Origin of the sequence: Epibacterium ulvae (genome assembly GCF_900102795.1) — a bacterium.
Classification (GTDB): domain Bacteria; phylum Pseudomonadota; class Alphaproteobacteria; order Rhodobacterales; family Rhodobacteraceae; genus Epibacterium; species Epibacterium ulvae.
Window position 1 is genome coordinate 1 of the sequence record NZ_FMWG01000018.1, and the last position, 19,740, is coordinate 19,740.

15 protein-coding genes and 1 tRNA gene are annotated in these 19,740 nt (G+C 50.8%); 9 read left to right on the forward strand and 7 right to left on the reverse strand.

From position 1 onward, the window contains the following. Nucleotides 1-16 precede the first annotated feature (16 nt). Nucleotides 17-93 (forward strand) — tRNA-Asp (locus BLP79_RS18230). A gap of 191 nt (nucleotides 94-284) precedes the next feature. Here the strand turns inward: BLP79_RS18230 and BLP79_RS18235 are convergent. After that, complete coding sequence (locus BLP79_RS18235; RefSeq protein ID WP_090221128.1) at nucleotides 285-1,679, reverse strand: M20/M25/M40 family metallo-hydrolase; 1,395 nt, start codon at nucleotides 1,677-1,679, stop codon at nucleotides 285-287. A gap of 350 nt (nucleotides 1,680-2,029) precedes the next feature. Here BLP79_RS18235 and hemA point away from each other — a divergent pair, with 350 nt between their 5' ends. From hemA to ispG, 3 genes are all read left to right on the forward strand, one after another. Continuing rightward, a complete protein-coding gene (gene hemA, locus BLP79_RS18240) occupies nucleotides 2,030-3,265 on the forward strand; it encodes a 5-aminolevulinate synthase (RefSeq protein ID WP_090221164.1) in 1,236 nt (411 codons plus the stop codon). A 129-nt stretch (nucleotides 3,266-3,394) separates the two neighbouring features. Next, entirely contained in the window at nucleotides 3,395-4,639 is a 1,245-nt protein-coding gene (locus BLP79_RS18245; RefSeq protein ID WP_090221129.1) for a helix-turn-helix domain-containing protein, read from the forward strand. A gap of 102 nt (nucleotides 4,640-4,741) precedes the next feature. Continuing rightward, the gene (gene ispG, locus BLP79_RS18250; protein WP_090221165.1) at nucleotides 4,742-5,857 is read left to right on the forward strand and encodes a flavodoxin-dependent (E)-4-hydroxy-3-methylbut-2-enyl-diphosphate synthase; all 1,116 of its coding nucleotides are present in this window, start codon (nucleotides 4,742-4,744) and stop codon (nucleotides 5,855-5,857) included. Nucleotides 5,858-5,926: 69 nt separating this feature from the next. Here ispG and BLP79_RS18255 read toward each other — a convergent pair whose 3' ends face one another. Further along, complete coding sequence (locus BLP79_RS18255; protein ID WP_090221130.1) at nucleotides 5,927-6,691, reverse strand: DsbA family protein; 765 nt, start codon at nucleotides 6,689-6,691, stop codon at nucleotides 5,927-5,929. After that, on the reverse strand, nucleotides 6,688-8,040 hold the full coding sequence (locus BLP79_RS18260; protein ID WP_170830517.1) for a M48 family metalloprotease: 1,353 nt from the start codon (nucleotides 8,038-8,040) through the stop codon (nucleotides 6,688-6,690). Before BLP79_RS18260 ends, BLP79_RS18255 begins: the two co-directional genes overlap by 4 nt. Nucleotides 8,041-8,062: 22 nt before the next feature. Between BLP79_RS18260 and BLP79_RS18265 the strand changes: the two genes are divergently transcribed. The 4 genes from BLP79_RS18265 to prfB all read left to right on the forward strand — a co-directional run bounded on the left by BLP79_RS18265 (nucleotide 8,063) and on the right by prfB (nucleotide 14,421). After that, the gene (locus BLP79_RS18265; RefSeq protein ID WP_090221131.1) at nucleotides 8,063-9,205 is read left to right on the forward strand and encodes a pyridoxal phosphate-dependent aminotransferase; all 1,143 of its coding nucleotides are present in this window, start codon (nucleotides 8,063-8,065) and stop codon (nucleotides 9,203-9,205) included. Nucleotides 9,206-9,270: 65 nt separating this feature from the next. Next, complete coding sequence (locus BLP79_RS18270; protein ID WP_090221132.1) at nucleotides 9,271-10,503, forward strand: N-acetylmuramoyl-L-alanine amidase; 1,233 nt, start codon at nucleotides 9,271-9,273, stop codon at nucleotides 10,501-10,503. Between the two features lie 176 nt (nucleotides 10,504-10,679). Continuing rightward, the gene (locus BLP79_RS18275) at nucleotides 10,680-13,184 is read left to right on the forward strand and encodes a penicillin-binding protein 1A (protein WP_090221167.1); all 2,505 of its coding nucleotides are present in this window, start codon (nucleotides 10,680-10,682) and stop codon (nucleotides 13,182-13,184) included. 109 nt (nucleotides 13,185-13,293) lie between these two features. Further along, the gene (prfB, locus tag BLP79_RS18280; protein WP_090221133.1) at nucleotides 13,294-14,421 is read left to right on the forward strand and encodes a peptide chain release factor 2; all 1,128 of its coding nucleotides are present in this window, start codon (nucleotides 13,294-13,296) and stop codon (nucleotides 14,419-14,421) included. A gap of 34 nt (nucleotides 14,422-14,455) precedes the next feature. Here the strand turns inward: prfB and BLP79_RS18285 are convergent, their stop codons facing one another. The 3 genes from BLP79_RS18285 to BLP79_RS18300 form a co-directional block, all read right to left on the reverse strand. Beyond that, nucleotides 14,456-15,250 carry a helix-turn-helix domain-containing protein gene (locus tag BLP79_RS18285; protein WP_090221134.1) on the reverse strand — a complete coding sequence of 265 codons (795 nt, stop codon included), beginning with the start codon at nucleotides 15,248-15,250 and terminating at the stop codon, nucleotides 14,456-14,458. Nucleotides 15,251-15,870: 620 nt separating this feature from the next. Then, a complete protein-coding gene (gene ilvN / locus BLP79_RS18295; RefSeq protein ID WP_090221136.1) occupies nucleotides 15,871-16,437 on the reverse strand; it encodes an acetolactate synthase small subunit in 567 nt (188 codons plus the stop codon). 78 nt (nucleotides 16,438-16,515) lie between these two features. Further along, nucleotides 16,516-18,267: an acetolactate synthase 3 large subunit gene (locus tag BLP79_RS18300; RefSeq protein ID WP_090221137.1), complete on the reverse strand. Its 1,752-nt coding sequence runs from the start codon at nucleotides 18,265-18,267 to the stop codon at nucleotides 16,516-16,518. A 390-nt stretch (nucleotides 18,268-18,657) separates the two neighbouring features. Between BLP79_RS18300 and BLP79_RS18305 the strand changes: the two genes are divergently transcribed. Next, entirely contained in the window at nucleotides 18,658-19,038 is a 381-nt protein-coding gene (locus BLP79_RS18305) for a bleomycin resistance protein (protein WP_232716182.1), read from the forward strand. Nucleotides 19,039-19,082: 44 nt separating this feature from the next. Here BLP79_RS18305 and BLP79_RS18310 read toward each other — a convergent pair whose 3' ends face one another. After that, nucleotides 19,083-19,715, reverse strand: a complete 633-nt coding sequence (locus tag BLP79_RS18310; RefSeq protein ID WP_090221139.1) for a response regulator transcription factor — start codon at nucleotides 19,713-19,715, stop codon at nucleotides 19,083-19,085. Nucleotides 19,716-19,740: the final 25 nt, after the last annotated feature.

The window sequence follows — 19,740 nt, forward strand, 5'->3', positions numbered from 1 at the left end:
AAATAAAGTTAGATGCGCGGTTGTAGCTCAGCTGGTTAGAGTACCGGCCTGTCACGCCGGGGGTCGCGGGTTCGAGCCCCGTCAACCGCGCCACTTTATATTTTCAAATCCTCACAGAATATATGGTTCTAGATTTGTGAAAGCGTCACCACTGAAATAAGCGCTGTGCGAAAACTGATGCGTTTGGACATGTAGCGCAGCCTTGGCATGCCTGATAATTTGTTTACTTGCCGTTAGGGCAAGAGAGACATGTCCCGCTTGCCCTCTGACGTAGATTCGGGGGATTAGTGTGTTGCCAAAGCGTCTAGGATACGTGCCCAGCTGCGGGTACCTTTGTGGAAGCTTTCAAGGTCGTACTTTTCATTGGGCGAATGCATGGCATCATCATCATTTGCGAAACCAACCAACATGGAATCAAGATCCAGTTCGCTTTTGAAAAAGCCTACAACTGGGATTGAGCCACCCATTCCGCTGAACACGGCTTCGCGGCCCCATTCATCAGAGAGTGCGCCACGCGCCGCTTCATATTCTGTGCGCTCTAGATTCATGACTGAGGCACCTGACCCACTAAGATCGTTTTCCCAGCGGATTTTTAGGTCGGGCCCAAGGCGCGCTTCGACATGCGCGCGCAAAGCCTTGCGCAGGGCAGCAGGATCTTGATCGCCAACCAAACGACAGGTCAGTTTGCAGTGGGCCTCTGATGGAATGACGGTTTTTGACCCCGCACCGTTATAGCCTCCCCAAAGCCCGTTGATTTCAAGCGTTGGGCGCGCCCAGAGTTGTTCGAGGGTAGAGTAACCCTCTTCACCATGACGTTGGCTATAACCGACATCGCCCAAGAACACGTCTTCATCAAAGCCGCTGTCGTTCCATTGCCGTAATTGATCCGCAGGAACCTCTTTCACACCATCATAAAACCCATCGATCGTGACCTTACCGGTCTCGGGGTCATGGAAAGATGCAATGATACGAGAAATTTCACGCAGAGGATTCAATGCGGGCCCGCCATAAAGGCCTGAATGTAGATCAATACTGGGGCCGATGAGAGTGAATTCATCTTTCAACATGCCGCGCAGTTGGGTTGATACAGAGGGCACGCCGCGAGAAACCATAGTGGTATCACAGACCAATGCGATATCGGCCTGAAGCTCGTCTTTGTTTTCGCGCAGGAAGGGGACAAGGGATGGAGACCCGGATTCCTCTTCGCCTTCAAAGAAAAAGGTAATGCGGCAGGGCAGGGTGCCTGTAACCGCTTTCCAGGCACGGCAGGCCTCAACGAAGGTCATTAATTGACCTTTGTCATCAGCAGAGCCTCGGCCTCTGATGACTTTCCCATGGGCGCTGTCGACGATCTGGGGGTCAAAAGGCGCAGATTTCCACTGATCCAGCGGATCTACAGGCTGAACATCATAATGTCCGTAAAACAGAACATGTGGTGTCTTATCATCAAGCTCTTCGCCGATCTTGCCTACAATCATCGGATGGCCAGGTGTGGTGCGCTTTTCTGCCGTTACGCCGATTGATTTCAGATTTTCAACGAGCCAATCTGCAGCACGTTCTACATCGGCATCATATGCTGGATCGGTGGAAATTGAAGGAATACGCATGAAGTTCATCAAGCGCTCGATTGAGGCATCCAAACCGGCGTCGATCTTATCCAAGACCTTCGGTAACGACATGAGAATTCTCCTGTAAAATCTGTGTCGCCGAAAGGTGTAACAGGGCGCTCGTTGAGGAACCAGTGACAACAAAGTGGCGATCTCATGGGAAACTGTTTCATTTTTCTATGAGATAACCGTATCGTGAGTTTCCGATATGCTCTTCGTTTTAAGGCCTCCAGCGGGCACTGGGGCGTTTTGTAGCATATTTGCAATGATGCACTTCTTGCTGTGAGGCTTGCAAAGGTCTATTTGACCTGTATCAAGGCCCTCAAGCCGCCACTACATTAGCCACTTTGTTGCGTCGGGAGATCTACTTTTCTTGGTGCAGCCCCCTTGATGTGTCGATCGTTTTTGATCTGCACCCAGCTATGGAGAAGCTCGTGGACTATAACGCGCAACTCGACGCAGCCATCGACCGCCTTCACGACGAAGGCCGATACCGCACGTTTATTGATATCGAGCGCCGCAAGGGACAGTTCCCTCATGCGACTCGGCTTCGTTCTGATGGAAGTGAGCAAGAAATCACTGTTTGGTGCGGCAATGACTATTTAGGCATGGGACAACATCCTGTGGTGTTGCAAGCAATGCATGATGCATTAGAGGCTACCGGTGCTGGATCCGGCGGGACACGGAATATTTCTGGTACCACCGTTTATCACAAAGAGCTTGAGGCGGAGTTGGCAGATCTGCATGGCAAAGATACGGCTTTGTTGTTTACATCAGCCTATGTTGCAAATGACGCGACGCTGTCGACATTGCCAAAGCTTTTCCCTGGGGTGATCATCTATTCGGATGCATTGAATCACGCTTCTATGATTGAAGGCGTGCGGCGGAACGGTGGCGACAAGCGTATTTTCCGCCACAATGACGTTGAACACCTGCGCGAACTTCTGGCAGCGGACGATCCGAAACGTCCTAAGCTGATTGCTTTTGAATCTATCTATTCGATGGATGGAGATATTGGGCCGATCAAGGAAATTTGTGATCTGGCGGATGAGTTTGGGGCTTTGACCTATTTGGACGAGGTGCACGCCGTTGGGATGTACGGCCCACGCGGTGCAGGTATCGCTGAACGCGAAGGTTTGATGCATCGTTTGGATCTAATCAACGGCACGCTGGGTAAGGCCTTTGGCGTCATGGGAGGCTATGTCGCTGGCAGTGCAAAAATGTGCGACGCGATTCGCTCTTATGCGCCTGGTTTCATTTTCACTACATCCTTAGCGCCTGCTGTTGCCGCTGGAGCGGCTGCGTCTGTGCGTTTTTTGAAAACTGCGCAGGATTTACGCGAAGAACATCAACAACAAGCTCGTGTGCTAAAGTTGCGTCTGAAGGGCTTGGGCTTACCAATCGTGGATCACGGGACGCATATCGTTCCGGTGGTCGTTGGCAATCCTGTACATACGAAAAAGTTGAGCGATATGCTGCTGGATGATCATGGCATTTATGTGCAACCTATCAATTATCCCACTGTGCCCCGAGGGACCGAGAGATTGCGTTTCACACCGTCACCTGTACATGGTTCCGGTGAGATTGATGCCCTAGTTGGGGCGATGGATCGCCTTTGGTCTCATTGTGCGCTGAATCGTGCCGAATTGGCGGGATAAGCAAGAGATCGCTATAAAAAACTTATTAGTGTGTTATCGTTACCCTAATGAGTGAGCGCAGCTGAGTCGTCTAAGTGATTCGATTGAAGCTCACTATCTTTGGGGCATGAAGCATATGGGACAGCAAGGATGATCGGGCGCCTGACGCAGCGCAAGTCCAAGTCGCGCGAAGAACCTTCCGGCCCTCGTAGTTTTGACGATTTTGAGCTTCGGCTTGGAGACGTGATGCGAGGGGAGCGCGCTACAATGGGCAAATCCCTGTTGGATGTACAACGGGAGTTGCGCATTAAAGCATCCTATATTGCCGCTATTGAAAACAGTGATCCCTCGGTCTTTGATACACCCGGATTTATCGCTGGATATGTACGCTCTTATGCGCGTTATCTTAATATGGATGCAGACGAAGCTTTTGCAACGTTTTGCAGTGAAAGTGGTTTTGAGGTAGCGCATGGCATGTCTGCTGGCGCAGAAAGCCGTGGTAAAGACACCGGTGTTATACTTGCACCGGGCACAGTGCCCGGAACAGATTTATCTTCAAATGCGACACCTTACCTACCGGCAGAGCGCAGTTTTTTTAGCGACTTTGAACCACGCGCCATTGGATCACTTGCGGTGTTGGTCGCCCTCATCGGTGGTATTGCCTATGGTGCGGTTGCAGTAGTGAACGAAGTTCAGCGCGTTCAATTAGCACCTGTGGAGCAGGTTCCGTTTGTTCAAGCTGATTTAGACCCTTTAGACAGCGTGACTTTACAAGCCGCGGAAGAGCAGCATACAGCACTTGATGCGTTGGATCGGCTTTATCGCCCGCAAGCTTTGGATGTGCCAGTTCTTGTCGCACGGGATGCGCCAATTTCGACGCTGGACCCCGATCGGATTGGAAGTTTTATTGACCTTGATGCGCCTACGATTACACTTGCTGATGTGCGTGTAGGTGCTGATGTTTTGCCCGTGGCGCCTTCCTTTGAGGAGGGCCTAAGCGATGTCATTCAGGGGCCTTTATTCGGTCAGCCACAAGTTGTTGAGGCGCGTGTACCAACTCTCACCATGGTGGCCGTTCGTCCGGCATGGGTACAAGTGACGGCTGCTGATGGAAGTGTTATCTACGAAACGATCATGGAACCCGAGCAAAGCTTTGAGATTCCTTTGACCGAAAACCCGCCCCGTTTGCGCACAGGCGAGAGCAGTGGAATTTATTTTGCGACCAACGACCAGCAATTCGGCCCAGTAGGGGCGCGTGGGCAAGTGACCAAAAACGTCGAGCTGTCAGTTGAAGCTGTGAGCGAGAACTTTGCTCAGGTCGATATTGCAGAAGAACAGCACCAGCTTTTGGCGAAAGTTGTCGCCGAACTGCAGACGGCGCCGGTCGCTGAATAATCTCTCTTTTTAAATCGTGAAGGATCTCCACTGTACGGCTACTTGCAGTGGATTTGACCTATGCGTATCTATCAAACAGTTCATCTAATCGGGGATACGACGATGTCGATCAACCATATCCGCCCGTGGCGCACGATTGAGCGCCGCAAGAGTCGACAAATCATGGTTGGCAATGTGCCAGTTGGTGGGGACGCACCAATTTCGGTCCAGACAATGACCAACACATTGACAACGGATGTGGCGGCGACTGTTGCGCAAGTGCAGGCCGCAGCTGAGGCGGGTGCAGATATTGTGCGTATTTCTGTACCGGATGAAGCCTCATCCAAAGCGTTAAAAGATATCGTAAAAGAAAGCCCGGTTCCGATCGTGGCAGATATTCATTTTCACTACAAACGGGGCATCGAGGCCGCAGAGGCTGGCGCGGCCTGTTTGCGGATCAACCCCGGAAATATCGGAGACGCAACCCGCGTGGCAGAAGTCGTTAATGCGGCAAAGGATCACAACTGTTCTATCCGCATTGGCGTAAACGCGGGATCATTGGAAAAGCATCTTTTGGATAAATATGGCGAGCCATGTCCTGATGCGATGGTAGAAAGCGGGTTAGAGCATATCCGTATTTTGCAGGATCACGATTTTCATGAGTTTAAGATCAGCGTAAAGGCCTCGGATGTCTTTATGTCCGCTGCGGCTTACCAAATGCTGTCTGAGGCGACAGATGCGCCGATCCATCTGGGGATCACAGAAGCAGGTGGTTTGACGTCTGGCACAATCAAATCATCGATTGGATTGGGACAACTGCTATGGATGGGGATCGGTGATACACTGCGTGTTTCTCTGAGTGCAGACCCTGTCGAAGAAGTAAAGGTTGGCTATGAGATTTTAAAATCCCTTGGTTTGCGGCACCGTGGCGTGAACATTATCTCATGCCCGTCCTGTGCACGTCAGGGGTTTGATGTGATTAAAACCGTCGAAACGCTCGAAGATCGTTTGGCGCACATCAAAACACCAATGAGTCTGAGCATTATTGGTTGTGTCGTGAACGGCCCGGGTGAAGCACTGATGACTGATGTCGGCTTTACCGGCGGTGGGGCGGGGGCTGGGATGGTGTATCTAGCAGGAAAAGCCAGCCACAAGATGTCAAACGATGCGATGGTTGATCACATTGTTGAGCAAGTGGAGCAGAAAGCGGCTGAACTGGATGCCGCCGCTGACACTTAAAAATTTTTCAGTTAGTAAAAAAGGGCATCTCGCTGCAGGTGCCCTTTTTTGATTTCTGGTAAGCTGCAATTAGCCGCGTTGATCACGCTGTGCGATCGCCATCAATTGCATCTGGTCAGCAGGCAGGAAGCCACGCAACAGCTCGTCTCCAAGCACGAAAGACGGTGTGCCGGATATGGCCATGCGCTGTGCCAATGCACGTGTGCGGCGCAACTCATCGGTTACAACCTCTTCATTCATCCGCGCAAGGATCGCTTCCGCATCCAAGCCAAACCCCTCGGCCAAACGGCCTAGGGTTACGTCGTTTGGCTCTCCAGGGAGATCGAATAATGCGTCATGCACTTCTTTATAAGCTTCGGGGCCTTCCAGCTGTTTGACGGCAACAGCAAAGCGGGATGAAATGAGAGAGGCTTCGCCAAGGATGGGGAACTCTTTGATCACAAAACGAATATTACCATCTTGCGCCAGAAGTTTCGCAACCTCTGGCATGGCGCGGCGGCAATAGGGGCATCTGTAATCAGTAAATTCAACAAGGGTAATGTCGCCATCTGGGTTACCGCCAACCCAAGAATATCCATCATCCACCAGTTCAGCCAAATTTTCCTGTACCAATTGATTGTCGCGTTGCACTTCAGCAACCTGTTGTTGTTGTTCGAGTAAATCGATGGCTTCTAGGATCACCTCTGGATTTTGCAGTAAGTAGCTACGTACCTCTTCACCAAAAGCAGAGCGCTCTGCCTCTGTCATGCTATTCAGGTCAAGCGCTTGTGCCGCAGTTGTTAAACTGAGCACTGTCGCGGCGACTGAGAGCGATTTGAAAGGAGAGAAACTCATTTTTTAGTCCTTTTTCGGTTTTGTTCTGCAGCAATGACAATGTCTTGTGCTCGCCGCCAGGCTGCAGATCCGCGCGGCAACAATCCTGACGCGCGTTTGGCATGTATTTCTGCATCATTCAAACGGCCGCGCAGCGCATATCGTTCAGCTGTCACCACTGCTGCCATTCCATTTTTTCCCGTTTTTGCATAGGCCTGTGCCATATCGCGCAGCAAAACGTTGTTGCGAAAATCTAAGCTGCGGGCCCGTTCCATCGTTTTAACCGCTGCAGAGTTTTGTCCTGCGGCAAGTTGTGCACGACCAAGGCTTGCGAGGATGAGAGAGTCTTTGGGTTGCTGTGATGCGGCTCGTCGGTAAGTTGCGAGGGCATCAGACCATTTGCGATTTTCCATTAAAATCTGGCCGCGCAGTTCCAGATAAAACCCGTCGTTCGGGCGTTTCGCAATTGCTGCATCCATCGCGCGCAGTGCTTTTTTCGAATTGTTGCTGCGATGGTGGGCAATCGCTTCACGCATCAGGCGGATATCTTCGTAGGGCTCAGATTTTGCGCGTCGCAATGTCCATTTTGACGCACGGGTAAAGGCCGAGAGTTTGCCTTGTAAGCGTGATAACCAATATTGTGCTTCGGCGGATGTCGGTGTGCTGCCACCATGGGCCGCGACAAAAGCTTGTGCAGCGCGCACGCGATCACGTGTCAGTGGATGTGACCGTGTATAAGGGTCTTGATTTACGCTGCTCAAAAGGTCCTGACCAGCGAACAGTTTGTGCAGATCCACCATGCCCTGCGTGTTGATCCCCGCCCGTTTTAGCAGTGAAATCGCTGTTTGATCCGCAGAACTTTCTTCGGCGCGCGTGTGTGATAGAAATCCACGCAAGGCAGCGCTTTGTGTTCCGATGGCCACACCTGCTGCAGCTTCACCACCGCCAGCTGCGGCTGCAAGCAGGGAGAGGGCTGCGCCCAGCCCTGCCGCCGAATTTGCAGATTTAAAATTTTGTGTGCGCCGCGCGATATGACCATTGGTGATATGGGCAACCTCATGGGCGATGACAGCTTGCAACATCTCAGGAGTATCAACGCGTAAGATCAGGCCATAATTCAGAAAGACACTATTGTGATCAACAACAAAGGCGTTGAGCGACGATTGATTGACCACCAGAACCCGAACACGCTTGGGATTCAAACCAGCTGCACGAAATATCGGAGCGGCGAGCTGCCTTAGTCCGTTTTCAATATCTGGATCTCGGAGCAGAGAAACGGAGGAGGCCTGTACGGCTGCTGTTAAATACAGAAACAGGCCGATTGCCAGTGCCGGGATTGACGCCAGCCGAGAGAAGCGTTCAAAAGTCATGGCTGCACCTTGGGAGATGACAATGAGAAACTCAACCCGGTCTAACGTGGATCCCTTCATTGTGATGGATGTGATGGAGGCTGCCCGACAGGCCGAAGAGGCGGGGCGCCATATTATTCATATGGAAGTGGGGCAGCCTTCGACAGGGGCTCCATTGGGCGCACGGCTCGCTGTGGCTGAAACTGTAGAAAGCGACAGCTTGGGATACACGGTTGCATTAGGGTTGCCTGCGCTGCGACAAAGAATCGCACAGCTCTATGGCGAATGGTACGATGTTGATTTGGATCCGAACCGTGTGGTTGTCACATCGGGATCATCCGCGGCATTTTTACTCGCGTTTACCTCGTTGTTTGACACGGGTGACAGGGTTGGGATCGGTGCGCCAGGATATCCCTCTTATCGTCAGATTTTGAGTGCGTTAGGTATGCAGCCTGTTGACATTCAGACGGCTCCTGAAAATCGCTTTCAACCCGTGCCCAAAGACTTGGTAGATCTTAACTTGGCAGGCCTCATGGTAGCATCACCGGGAAACCCTACGGGTACGATGCTGGACCTGCCTGCAATGCGCGCCTTGATCGAAGCGACGCATGCCCAAGGTGCGAGTTTTATCTCAGATGAAATTTACCATGGTATAGAATATGAATCTAAGGCTGTAACAGCACTTCAAGTTACAAATAGTGCCTATATAATTAATTCGTTCTCTAAGTTCTTTTCAATGACTGGCTGGCGAATTGGTTGGATGGTGGTGCCCGAAGATCACGTTCGGGTGCTTGAGCGGATCGCACAAAATATGTTTATTTGTGCCCCCCATGCCAGCCAAGTTGCAGCCCTTGCAGCGCTGGATAGCGAAGAGGAATTGCGTGAAAATTTGAGCGTCTACAAACGCAATCGCGAGCTGATGCTGAAGGGCTTGCCAGAGGCTGGTTTCACAAAAATTGCGCCGCCAGATGGCGCGTTTTATGTCTATGCGGATGTTTCTGAATTGACGTCGGACAGCCGTGCTTTTGCTCGTGAAATTCTTGATCAGGTTGGGGTTGCGGTGACGCCGGGGCTGGATTTCGACCCCATTCGCGGTGCAACAACCCTGCGGTTTTCCTATGCGCGTGGGACAGACGATATTCAGGAAGGGCTTGATCGATTAAAGTCCTTTATGAAAGCGCGGTGATAGACTGATTTCCCTACAGCCGAGGTTTGCGTTAGGCTGCGCATAAGAGCGAATACAGGTGGTAAATGACAACAAGACTGTGGGCGGCACTTTGCGCAGGGATGTTTTTTCTGACTGGTGTAAATGCACAAGAATTCAGCGGGTTGGCACGTGTTGTTGCCGATGATAGTACGATTGTGGACAAAGGTGCGGGGGTTGAGATTACGTTGACGCTTAGCCAGGGTGTCCCCTATCGGCTCTTTACGCTGGATGAGCCATGGCGTCTTGTTTTAGACTTTCAGGAAGTGGATTGGACTGGGTTAAATGCGGCCCGTTTTCTGGCAACCGATCGCGTTTCTGACGTGCAATTTGGTGGCTACGTGCCCGGCTGGTCGCGTCTGGTTCTGGAAATGGTGGAGCCGCTTGCAGTTCATCAGGTTGGATTGAATGTTGATCCAGTCACCGCTCAAGCGCGTTTGGGAATTACCCTTGTTGAGACGACAGCAGAGGCTTTTGAGCAAAACACTGGCGCGCCCCGCGATGCGCGCTGGGATTTGCCAACGCCGGCACCATTGAATGGCCCTGTTGTGGAAGACGAAGAGCGGCGTGTTCGTATCGTTTTAGATCCGGGCCACGGTGGAATTGATCCCGGAGCAGAAGCGAGTGTTGGGGCACAGAAGCTCGAAGAAAAAGACCTGATGCTAACCTTTGCACGCGAGTTGGCCGAGGTCTTGCTGCGATCAGGACAGTTTGATGTCCAGTTGACGCGGAATGGTGATTATTTTGTTTCGCTGGAACGCCGCGTGGCGCTGGCGCATCAAGCAAGAGCTGATCTGTTTCTATCACTACATGCCGATAGCCTTTCACAAGGTCAGGCGCATGGCTCCACAGTTTATACATTGTCCAAAGAAGCTTCTGATGTTGCGTCAGCCAAATTGGCAGAGCGGCAGGATCGTTCGGATCTATTATCGGGAACGGACCTAAGCCAAGCTGATGATATCGTGACAGACGTCTTGCTTGATCTGGCCCGGCTTGAGACCCATCCGCGGTCTGAGGCCCTGGCGGAGGCGGTTGCTGATGGGTTGGCGCAACAAGGTGGTCCGATGAACAGGAGACCAATCAGGTCTGCGGGGTTTTCTGTATTGAAATCAGCGGATATTCCTTCGATCTTGCTGGAGGTCGGGTTTTTATCAAGCCCTCGTGATCTGGAGAACTTAACCAATCCAAAGTGGCGTCAGCGCGCATCACAGGGAATACTCAACGGATTGCTCCAATGGCGTGATCAGGATTTGGCGCAAAAATCGCTCGTACGTCAATGAGTTGCGTAGATTGTGTCGTTGTTCAACCATAGGCATTTTGGCTTGGTAGAGTTGAAGGTGTGCTCGCGAAAATATGTTAAGATGAGGTTCAGATCTGGCAATTCCTTGCTGGTCTCGTTTTGACCCTGCGCGCCAAGGCGCGTATATAGACGCAACCCTGTATGAAAGGCGACGGCGTGCTTAGGTTCATATTTTCCTTTTTCGGTTCTATCTTTAGCCTGATTACGATGGGAATTGCGGCGATTGCCTTAACCATCGGCGCGGTCTTTTGGGTCTATGGTCGCGATTTGCCCAGCCATGAATCTTTAGCGCAATATCAACCGCCGACGATCAGCCGGATTTATTCGGGTGAGGGGGCATTGATCGACGAATTTGCAAAAGAACGTCGGTTGTTTACGTCTGCCGAGGATGTGCCTGCGCTGATCAAGCAGGCCTTTATTTCTGCGGAAGACAAGAACTTTTACACCCACCAAGGCTACGATATGCGGGGGATTGCTGCTGCTGGCGTCGAAGCGGTGCGCTCTCGTGGGAGCAATGTGCGTGGAGCCTCGACCATTACGCAGCAGGTGATGAAGAATTTCCTGTTGGATGGCAGTCGTCGGGCTGAGCGTAAGATCAAAGAGATTATTCTGGCCTCACGACTGGAAGAAACTCTGGATAAAGAGGCTATCCTTGAACTTTACCTAAATGAGATCTTTCTTGGCCAAAACTCATATGGTGTAACAGCTGCCGCGCAGACCTATTTCAACAAAACTCTGGGTGAGCTGGTTCCGCATGAGGCAGCTATGTTGGCGTCCTTACCCAAAGCGCCATCAGATTTTCATCCAGTGCGACGCAAAGACCGTCTGTTGCAACGTCGCAATTTTGTTCTGAAAGAAATGATGGAGAACGGCTACATCAGCGAAGCCGTTTACGAGGTTGAACGCCAGCAGCCGTTGAGAACTGTTCAAAATGGAGACTTTCAAAGCTTCCGGACAGTTTTGCCGCCGCGTGATTACTTTACCGATGAGATCCGTCGTCAGTTGTCTGATGATTTCGGAGAAGGAGAGTTCTTTACCGGTGGGTTTACGGTGCGGGCAACTATTGACCACGAGATGCAGGCCGAAGCTGCAGTGGCGCTTCGGAAGGAACTGGAAAAGTTTGATCGTAACAAGGGCTTGTGGCGCGGTACAAAGGTTAAACTGCCGATCGAAGCACTGAATGCAGAAGAAACTTGGCGTAAAGAACTGGCAAACGCCAGTGTGCCCCGTGATATTGAGCTGAATGGTACCTGGTATCCGGCCGTAGTGCTTGGGATTGAGGATCAAACACTCACTGTTGGGATCGAAAAACAAGAGGGTACCGGGACTGTACCGCGCTCTGACATCCGGTGGATGAAAGGCAATTTCTTTGACAATTTTGCCGAGGGTGATGTTGTTTTAGTGCGGGCCATCACAAACAACGATGGAAGTTTTAGCAATTGGTCACTGCGTCAGGTACCCGAAGTACAAGGCGGCTTTGTGGCGATGGATGTAAACTCTGGTCGTGTGTTGGCCATGCAGGGTGGGTTTTCCTATCAGCATTCCGTCTTTAATCGTGCGACACAGGCCCAGCGACAACCGGGTTCTAGTTTTAAACCCTTTGTCTATGCTGCCGCGCTTGATAGTGGGTATAGCCCGGCAACGATTGTGGTTGACGCACCGATTGAGATCAATACGCCTCAAGGATTGTGGCGCCCTAAAAACTCATCGAATAAATTTTATGGGCCAACACCTTTGCGCACTGGGATTGAGCAATCCCGGAACCTGATGACCATTCGCCTTGCGGAAGAGGTGAGCATGGAGGTGATTGCGGGGTATGCAGAGCGCTTTGGTGTCTATGACAATATGGGCGCTTATCTTGCTAATTCGCTTGGTGCAGAAGAGACTACACTGTATCAAATGGTGGCTGCATACGCGATGTTTGCCAACGGAGGAGAGCGAGTCGAGCCGACCTTGGTAGACCGGATCCAGGATCGGTCTGGGCGAACGATTTACCGTCATGACGACCGTAATTGTGTAGATTGCACAATCCCAGCACTGCCTGCGGGTGAAGCACCTCGTATTGTCACCAATCGTGAGCAGGTGATGGATCCTATTACAGCCTACCAACTGACGTCGATGATGAAAGGCGTTGTGGATCGGGGGACCGCAAGTAGCCATATCAATTTGCCGGTACCGACCGCTGGTAAGACCGGAACAACCAATGATTCACGCGATGCATGGTTTGTCGGTTTTACATCCAATATCGTGGCGGGATGTTATATCGGATATGACAATCCGCGTCCAATGGGCCGGGGCGCCTATGGGGGAACCCTTTGTGGGCCAGTGTTCCAGCAGTTCATGACCAAAGCGACGGAAAAATACGGTGGCGGTCCTTTTGCCGTGCCCGAAGGTGGTCGCTTTATCAAGATTGATCGTTTTACTGGGTCGCGCCTGTCGGATGATGCAAGCGGAGCGTATGTTGTGTCCGAATATTTCCGCGACGGGGAAGAGCCAATCTTTGGAGTCTCTTATGATGGTGGCTTTGCAATTGGGTCAAATCTGCCGCTTGTCGAAGAGGTCCGCCAGTCTGGCCGTAAAGTGAAGACTTCAAGTGGTGGTACTGCTGTATTGGGACCAAAAGCCAGCTTCGGAACGATTAGTTCCGGCGGTTTGTACTGATTTAAGATGTGATTGATGCAAGCTGCCATGTGCAGCTTGCTCCTGCGCCGGGGCTGGGGTATCACGCCAGCCTGAACCCCTCGTCTAAACTGAGTGACAGGAAACGACCATGCGCGCCGAGACACAAAATATCGTGGCCGAAATTGAAAACTCTCTGGAGCTGCTCGCCCAGCGGATGAATTGGGAAACGGCCCAATATCGTCTGGAAGAGTTTGACGCGCGCGTAGAAGATCCCAATCTTTGGGATGACCCTGATGCAGCTCAGAAACTGATGCGTGAGCGTCAGAACCTGCTCGACGCGATGAATACTTACAAGGGTATTCAACAGGATCTGACTGACAATATCGAGCTTATCGAGCTGGGTGAGATGGAAGAGGATGATGAGGTTGTTGCCGAAGCAGAGGACACGCTGAAAGCGCTGAAGATTACAGCTGCTGAGAAAGAGCTTGAAGCGCTGTTGAACGGCGAAGCGGACAGCAACGACACATTTCTTGAGATCAACTCTGGGGCCGGTGGGACAGAAAGCTGCGATTGGGCATCGATGCTGGCGCGTATGTATGTGCGTTGGGCTGAGAAAAAGGGGTATAAGGTCGAATTGCAGTCCGAGACAGCGGGCGAAGAGGCGGGCATTAAATCGGCAGCCTACAAGATCTCAGGTCATAATGCTTATGGCTGGTTGAAGTCAGAAAGTGGCGTACATCGCTTGGTACGAATTTCCCCTTACGATTCTGCAGCTAAGCGCCATACTTCGTTTAGCTCAGTGTGGGTTTACCCGGTCGTGGATGACAATATTGAAATTGAAGTGAACCCGGCGGATATTCGGATCGATACCTATCGCTCTTCAGGTGCGGGTGGACAGCACGTAAACACAACGGACTCCGCTGTTCGGATTACCCACAATCCAACTGGGATTGTTGTGACGTCGTCTGAGAAATCACAACACCAAAACCGTGATATCGCGATGAAAGCACTGAAATCGCGACTGTATCAATTGGAATTGGATCGACGGAATGCAGATATCAACGCTGCGCATGAATCCAAAGGTGATGCAGGATGGGGCAACCAGATCCGTTCATACGTGTTGCAGCCCTATCAAATGGTAAAAGATCTCAGAACCTCACATGAGACCTCCGATACCAAAGGGGTACTGGATGGGGATTTGGATGGGTTTATGGCGGCGACGCTGGCCATGGATGTATCTGGTAAAAGCCGGTCTGAAGCACAAGCGGACGAGTAAGGCGACTCTACAGCGTAGATCGTTCGAGATGATCTTAACTTTCATCTGCTTTCAACAGATAGCGATGGAAAGGTTCCAGATCTGACGCGTTCAAGAACCCTGATTTACGTGCGGTGGCTAGAATTTGGCCCGTGTTTTTGCCAAGATATTCGTAGACGATACGCGTGAGTGGCGGATCGTGTCTTTCTTCTCGGCCACCGCGTGTAATATGCCCACTCCAAAATTCAGTTTCTGCTAAAGGTGTGCGTGCGATAAATGTAAATTGTGAAATCTTAGCTGCTTTACGCGTGCTGACAATTGAAATTCCCTCGTCATGACGGACGGCATAGCCACGGAATTCTCTCAGGTCTTTATGTGTACGCAGGCCTTGGAATTGAAGTGTCTCACAGGGTTCAAAGTATCGGACATAGGTTGTGTTCTCACGGCCTCTGAAAATAAGGACTAAACCAGAGATATAGAAATTTGGTTTTAAAAAGCTGCTGCGGCTGTATCTAAACAGTCCTGAAGGTAGCTTTTTGGGAGGAAGGTCACTTACCGGTGCCCCAATAAACTCACGCAAGAAGGAGCCATTTAAGATCGTTTCTCGATCCCAGAGGGTCTCAACCGGTTCCAATAAAATTCTGGCATCAACGTCAAAGAAACTGCATATCCGGTCTAAGATATCAGGTCTCGGAAAACTCTCTCCTGAGAGATATCTATTGAACTGGGTGCGGTTAATTTCAAGCTTACGTGAGAGATCAGAAACAGAGGGGTGTTGTTCGCACAGTATACGTAAGTTAGTACTAAAAGTACTGCGAATATCACTAGGCGAACGTGTCCCATGTTTCATGAGGGCGAAGTCTTTCCTGTTTCTACTAGAGATTGCATTTCACCTATGAAAGTGTTGATTGCCTCTTTAGTCAACACTAGTTGACGCTATTCCGCATCATTTGTGTTATTTTTTGTGTCATAGTTTTTCGAACATGACACAAATGACCAAAGGTGTATTTGATTTTGAGTTATGGTATTTATTCAATTTACTAATGAATACGCTAATATCTTTAGAGTGTACGAATTGTTGGAGTGGCAATGTTTGGTTATATACTCTGGAGCGATCCGGCCATGACCCAGGCCATCATCTGGTCTGAGGATCAAGGCGATTTGGTGTTTTTTCAAGGTATAATGGGAGAAGTCAGCCGCCTAAGGAAAGGTGATTGCGTAACTTTTAGTCTAGAAATGCGAGATGGACGCCGGTACGCAAATGATTTGCTCAAAACGGAACAAACACTAGAAGTTGAACTCGCAGATAATCTACAGCGCTGTGCGCAAGCTGCTTGTCAAGAAAACGCAGCTCCCGATGCGTATCGAGATGCTGCAAATGTTTTGACTTTTCCTACTGTGCCTCAATGTGCAGAACCGTTTGGCAGATGCTGTCGCAATCAACGCTGTTGTTCCTGCTAGTAGGGTATCTTAGTCGTTTTCACCACGGAGCAGGGCTGCAATGCCAGTTCTGGCGACTTCAGTCAGACCGAGCGGGCGCATTAAATCCGCGAAAGCATCAATTTTCTTTGATGCGCCTGTAATCTCGAAGATAAAGCTCGACAATGTGCTGTCGACGACATTTGCGCGGAAGATATCTGCCAAACGCAGTGCCTCAACGCGTTTGTCTCCTTCACCGACAACTTTGAAAATTGCGAGTTCACGCTCTACTGATGGTCCTTCGACTGTTAGATCATGCACTTCGTGAACGGGTACGATACGGCCAAGTTGCGCTTTGATTTGCTCAATAACTTGGGGCGTACCAGTCGTCACAATAGTGATGCGGCTCAGGTGGCCTGTGTGATCCACTTCAGCCACTGTCAGACTTTCGATGTTGTATCCACGACCTGAGAACAGGCCTATCACGCGCGCCAGAACACCGGGTTCATTTTCAACCAAAAGTGCAAGCGTATGACGCTCTTGGACGTCGGAAAAGTTCGGCCGTAGATTATAGGCGGAATGGCGGGTGGAGCCTTTTTTGATATGTAGTGCAGACATTTATCTTGTCCTTATTCGGTTCCTGATGGCCCGAAAGAGAGCTTTCGGGCCGTTTTGGGTTTCAGAAACGGGTATTGATTAGACCAATACCGCGCCACCTTCTTGGATAACACCTTGCGTCTCAGCTTCCCCCAGAAGCATTTCGTTATGTGCTTTTCCTGACGGGATCATTGGGAAGCAATTTTCATGCTTTTCAACCAAGCAGTCAAAGATAACCGGGCCATCATATTTGATCATTTCCATAATCGCATCGTCCAGATCTTTTGGATCCGAACAAATGATGCCTTTTGCACCAAAGGCCTCAGCGAGTTTTACGAAATCGGGCAGGGCTTCTGACCACGAATGGCTGTAGCGCTCACCGTGCAGCAGCTCTTGCCACTGGCGTACCATGCCGAGGCGTTCATTGTTCAAGATGAACTGTTTGACAGGCAGGCGGTATTGCACGGCTGTACCCATTTCTTGCATGTTCATCAGCCATGAGGCTTCACCTGCAACGTTGATCACCAGAGCGTCTGGATGGCCCATTTGTACGCCGACAGAGGCGGGAAACCCGTAACCCATGGTGCCCAGTCCACCTGATGTCATCCAGCGGTTGGGATCTTCAAACCCTAGGTATTGGGCGGCCCACATCTGGTGTTGCCCCACTTCGGTCGTGACATAACGGTCCATACCCTTGGTCAGCTCTTCCAATCGTTGCAAGGCATACTGCGGTTTGATGACCGTTTCTGAAGGCGTGTATGACAAACAGTTCACCGCACGCCATTCGTCAATCTGAGCATGCCATTTGGCAATCGCTTCACGGTTCACTTTGCGACCGCGTGATTTCCAAAGGGTCAGCATATCTTCAAGCACATGCCCTACATCACCAACAATTGGGATATCGACGCGGATAACCTTGTTGATTGAGGAAGGATCAATATCCACATGGGCTTTGATTGAGTTGGGGCTGAACGCATCAAGGCGGCCGGTAATCCGGTCGTCAAAGCGCGCGCCGATATTGATCATGAGGTCACAGCCATGCATGGCCATGTTTGCCTCATAAAGACCATGCATTCCCAGCATGCCCAACCAGTTTTTTCCAGACGCAGGGTAAGAGCCCAAACCCATCAGGGTTGAGGTGATTGGGATACCGGTTGCATCTACCAATTCGCGCAGCAGTTGCGCAGCTGCAGGGCCGGAATTGATGACGCCGCCGCCGGTGTAGAAAACTGGGCGTTCCGCTTTTTCGATGGCTGCGACCAGCTCAGTGATCTCTTCGATATCACCTTTGAGTTGTGGCTGGTAATGCGAGGCAGAAGGCTTGGCCGTTTGATAGGTGCCGGTCGCAAATTGCACATCTTTTGGAATATCGATCAAAACCGGGCCAGGACGACCTGAGGTCGCGACATGGAAGGCCTCATGTACTGTGGCTGCCAGTTGATCGGTCTCTTTTACCAGCCAATTGTGTTTTGTGCAGGGACGGGTGATGCCAACAGTGTCCGCCTCTTGGAAGGCGTCAGAACCAATCATAAAGGTGGGAACTTGCCCGGTAAGAACAACAATTGGAATTGAATCCAACAGCGCATCCGTCAAGCCAGTGACAGCGTTGGTGGCGCCAGGCCCAGAGGTTACCAGTGCGACACCCGGCTTACCTGTTGAGCGTGCATATCCTTCGGCCGCATGCACTGCGCCTTGTTCGTGGCGCACAAGAACATGACGAATGTCGTTTTGCTGGAAAATTTCATCATAGATCGGCAGAACGGCGCCGCCGGGGTATCCAAAGACGGTGTCCACACCTTGGTCTTTCAAGGCTTGAACAATCATTTTTGCGCCGGTCATTTCACGTGACATCTGATCTAGCTCCAAATTGGCGACATCGGTTTTGCGCAGGGATTGCGCATAAAAAAACCTCCGATTTTTATCGGAGGCGCATGGGGTCAGTTATGGTCTACCGTTACCGGCCCATGCGCGTTCTTCTCACGACTACGACTAGGAAAGGCATTTCCATTGACTCCATTTAACGTGGAGTAACATTATGCTCGGGCCTCAGGGGCGTCAACCAGCAAACGCGTGAAAATTCGACGTTTTGAGAAATTTTATTGCGTCAGTGCGTTGGTGTTGGAAATTACTGAAAATATTTGGCAGTGTCTTTGATCTTGTCAATGGCTAGACAGGTGAATTGGTCTGGGGATTGAAAACCTGTGTTATTATATGGAACGAAAGTCATTGGAGGGAACTGATGTGACAGCGCATTGTAAACAGATAACGCCTTTTGTGCCTTGCCAAGACTTGGCGCGACAAATTGAATTTTATCAAGTGTACCTTGGGTTCGTACTTGGGTTTCAAGCCGACAACTACGCCTTCATGCACAGGCAAAAAGCTGCAATCCGATTGTTACAATGTCCTGCGCGTTTGGATGGTCGGCCTTTGGGGCAGGATGTGTCATTTTACATTGATGTGGAAGGGTTGGATGCGCTTTATGAACAACTCCGCCCCAAACTGATACATTTGCCAAAGGACAGAGTGCGGGCGCCGTTTGATCAGCCTTATGGCCAGCGTGAATTCCATGTGTTGGACGAAGACGGTGTGTTGGTGTTCTTTGGAGAGGCAATTAGCGCCTAGGCAGATAGAACAAGTTTATTGCGTGATTGGTGATGCAACAATCTTTAGAAGCCGGCGCTGCCCTGCAGGACGCCATGCTCCAAGGCATAGCGGGTAAGCCCAGCCGTTGATGAGATTCCCAGTTTCCGCTTTATATTCTTGCGGTGTGTTTCAACTGTGCGCACGGATATATCAAGCTCCTGCGCGACTTGCTTGTTGGATTTGCCCTGCGCAAGTTCTAGCAGAATTGTTTGCTCACGGCCAGTTAGGGCTTCACGTGCTTCGCTTTCTTTCGGCTGCAAGGACCCCGCAGCACCAGTGCATAAATACTTTTCACCGCGCATGACTGCGTCGACGGCCAATTTGATTTCTTCGGTTGGCACATCCTTTAAGACGTAACCCATTGCGCCATGGCTGAGGGCGGTAGATATGTATTCAGCGCTATCATGCATGGTCAAAATAAGGATACGTGTGTGCGGGGCTTGTTCAAGGATCATCTCCGTCGCTGTCAGGCCGCCAACATCTGGCATATTCAGATCCATTAAGATGACATCTGGTTTTAAATGATCAATTTGGTCAATTGCAGCTTTGCCATTGGTCAAAGTTCCGACGACGGTGATGTCTTCATAGCTTTCAAGGATCGACTGGATGCCTTCAGCGACCATAGGATGGTCATCGACAATCAATACGCGTGTCATCAGATCAGATACTTCACTTCTTAGT

Coding starts and splice junctions, on each gene's coding strand:
- BLP79_RS18245 (WP_090221129.1), top strand. CDS start 3,395: ATGATCGGGCGCCTGACGCAGCGCAAGTCCAAGTCGCGCGAAGAACCT.
- BLP79_RS18260 (WP_170830517.1), bottom strand. CDS start 8,040: ATGACTTTTGAACGCTTCTCTCGGCTGGCGTCAATCCCGGCACTGGCA.
- BLP79_RS18255 (WP_090221130.1), bottom strand. CDS start 6,691: ATGAGTTTCTCTCCTTTCAAATCGCTCTCAGTCGCCGCGACAGTGCTC.
- BLP79_RS18235 (WP_090221128.1), bottom strand. CDS start 1,679: ATGTCGTTACCGAAGGTCTTGGATAAGATCGACGCCGGTTTGGATGCC.
- prfB (WP_090221133.1), top strand. CDS start 13,294: ATGCGCGCCGAGACACAAAATATCGTGGCCGAAATTGAAAACTCTCTG.
- BLP79_RS18285 (WP_090221134.1), bottom strand. CDS start 15,250: ATGAAACATGGGACACGTTCGCCTAGTGATATTCGCAGTACTTTTAGT.
- BLP79_RS18270 (WP_090221132.1), top strand. CDS start 9,271: ATGACAACAAGACTGTGGGCGGCACTTTGCGCAGGGATGTTTTTTCTG.
- BLP79_RS18300 (WP_090221137.1), bottom strand. CDS start 18,267: ATGTCACGTGAAATGACCGGCGCAAAAATGATTGTTCAAGCCTTGAAA.
- ispG (WP_090221165.1), top strand. CDS start 4,742: ATGTCGATCAACCATATCCGCCCGTGGCGCACGATTGAGCGCCGCAAG.
- BLP79_RS18310 (WP_090221139.1), bottom strand. CDS start 19,715: ATGACACGCGTATTGATTGTCGATGACCATCCTATGGTCGCTGAAGGC.
- BLP79_RS18265 (WP_090221131.1), top strand. CDS start 8,063: ATGAGAAACTCAACCCGGTCTAACGTGGATCCCTTCATTGTGATGGAT.
- hemA (WP_090221164.1), top strand. CDS start 2,030: ATGGAGAAGCTCGTGGACTATAACGCGCAACTCGACGCAGCCATCGAC.
- ilvN (WP_090221136.1), bottom strand. CDS start 16,437: ATGTCTGCACTACATATCAAAAAAGGCTCCACCCGCCATTCCGCCTAT.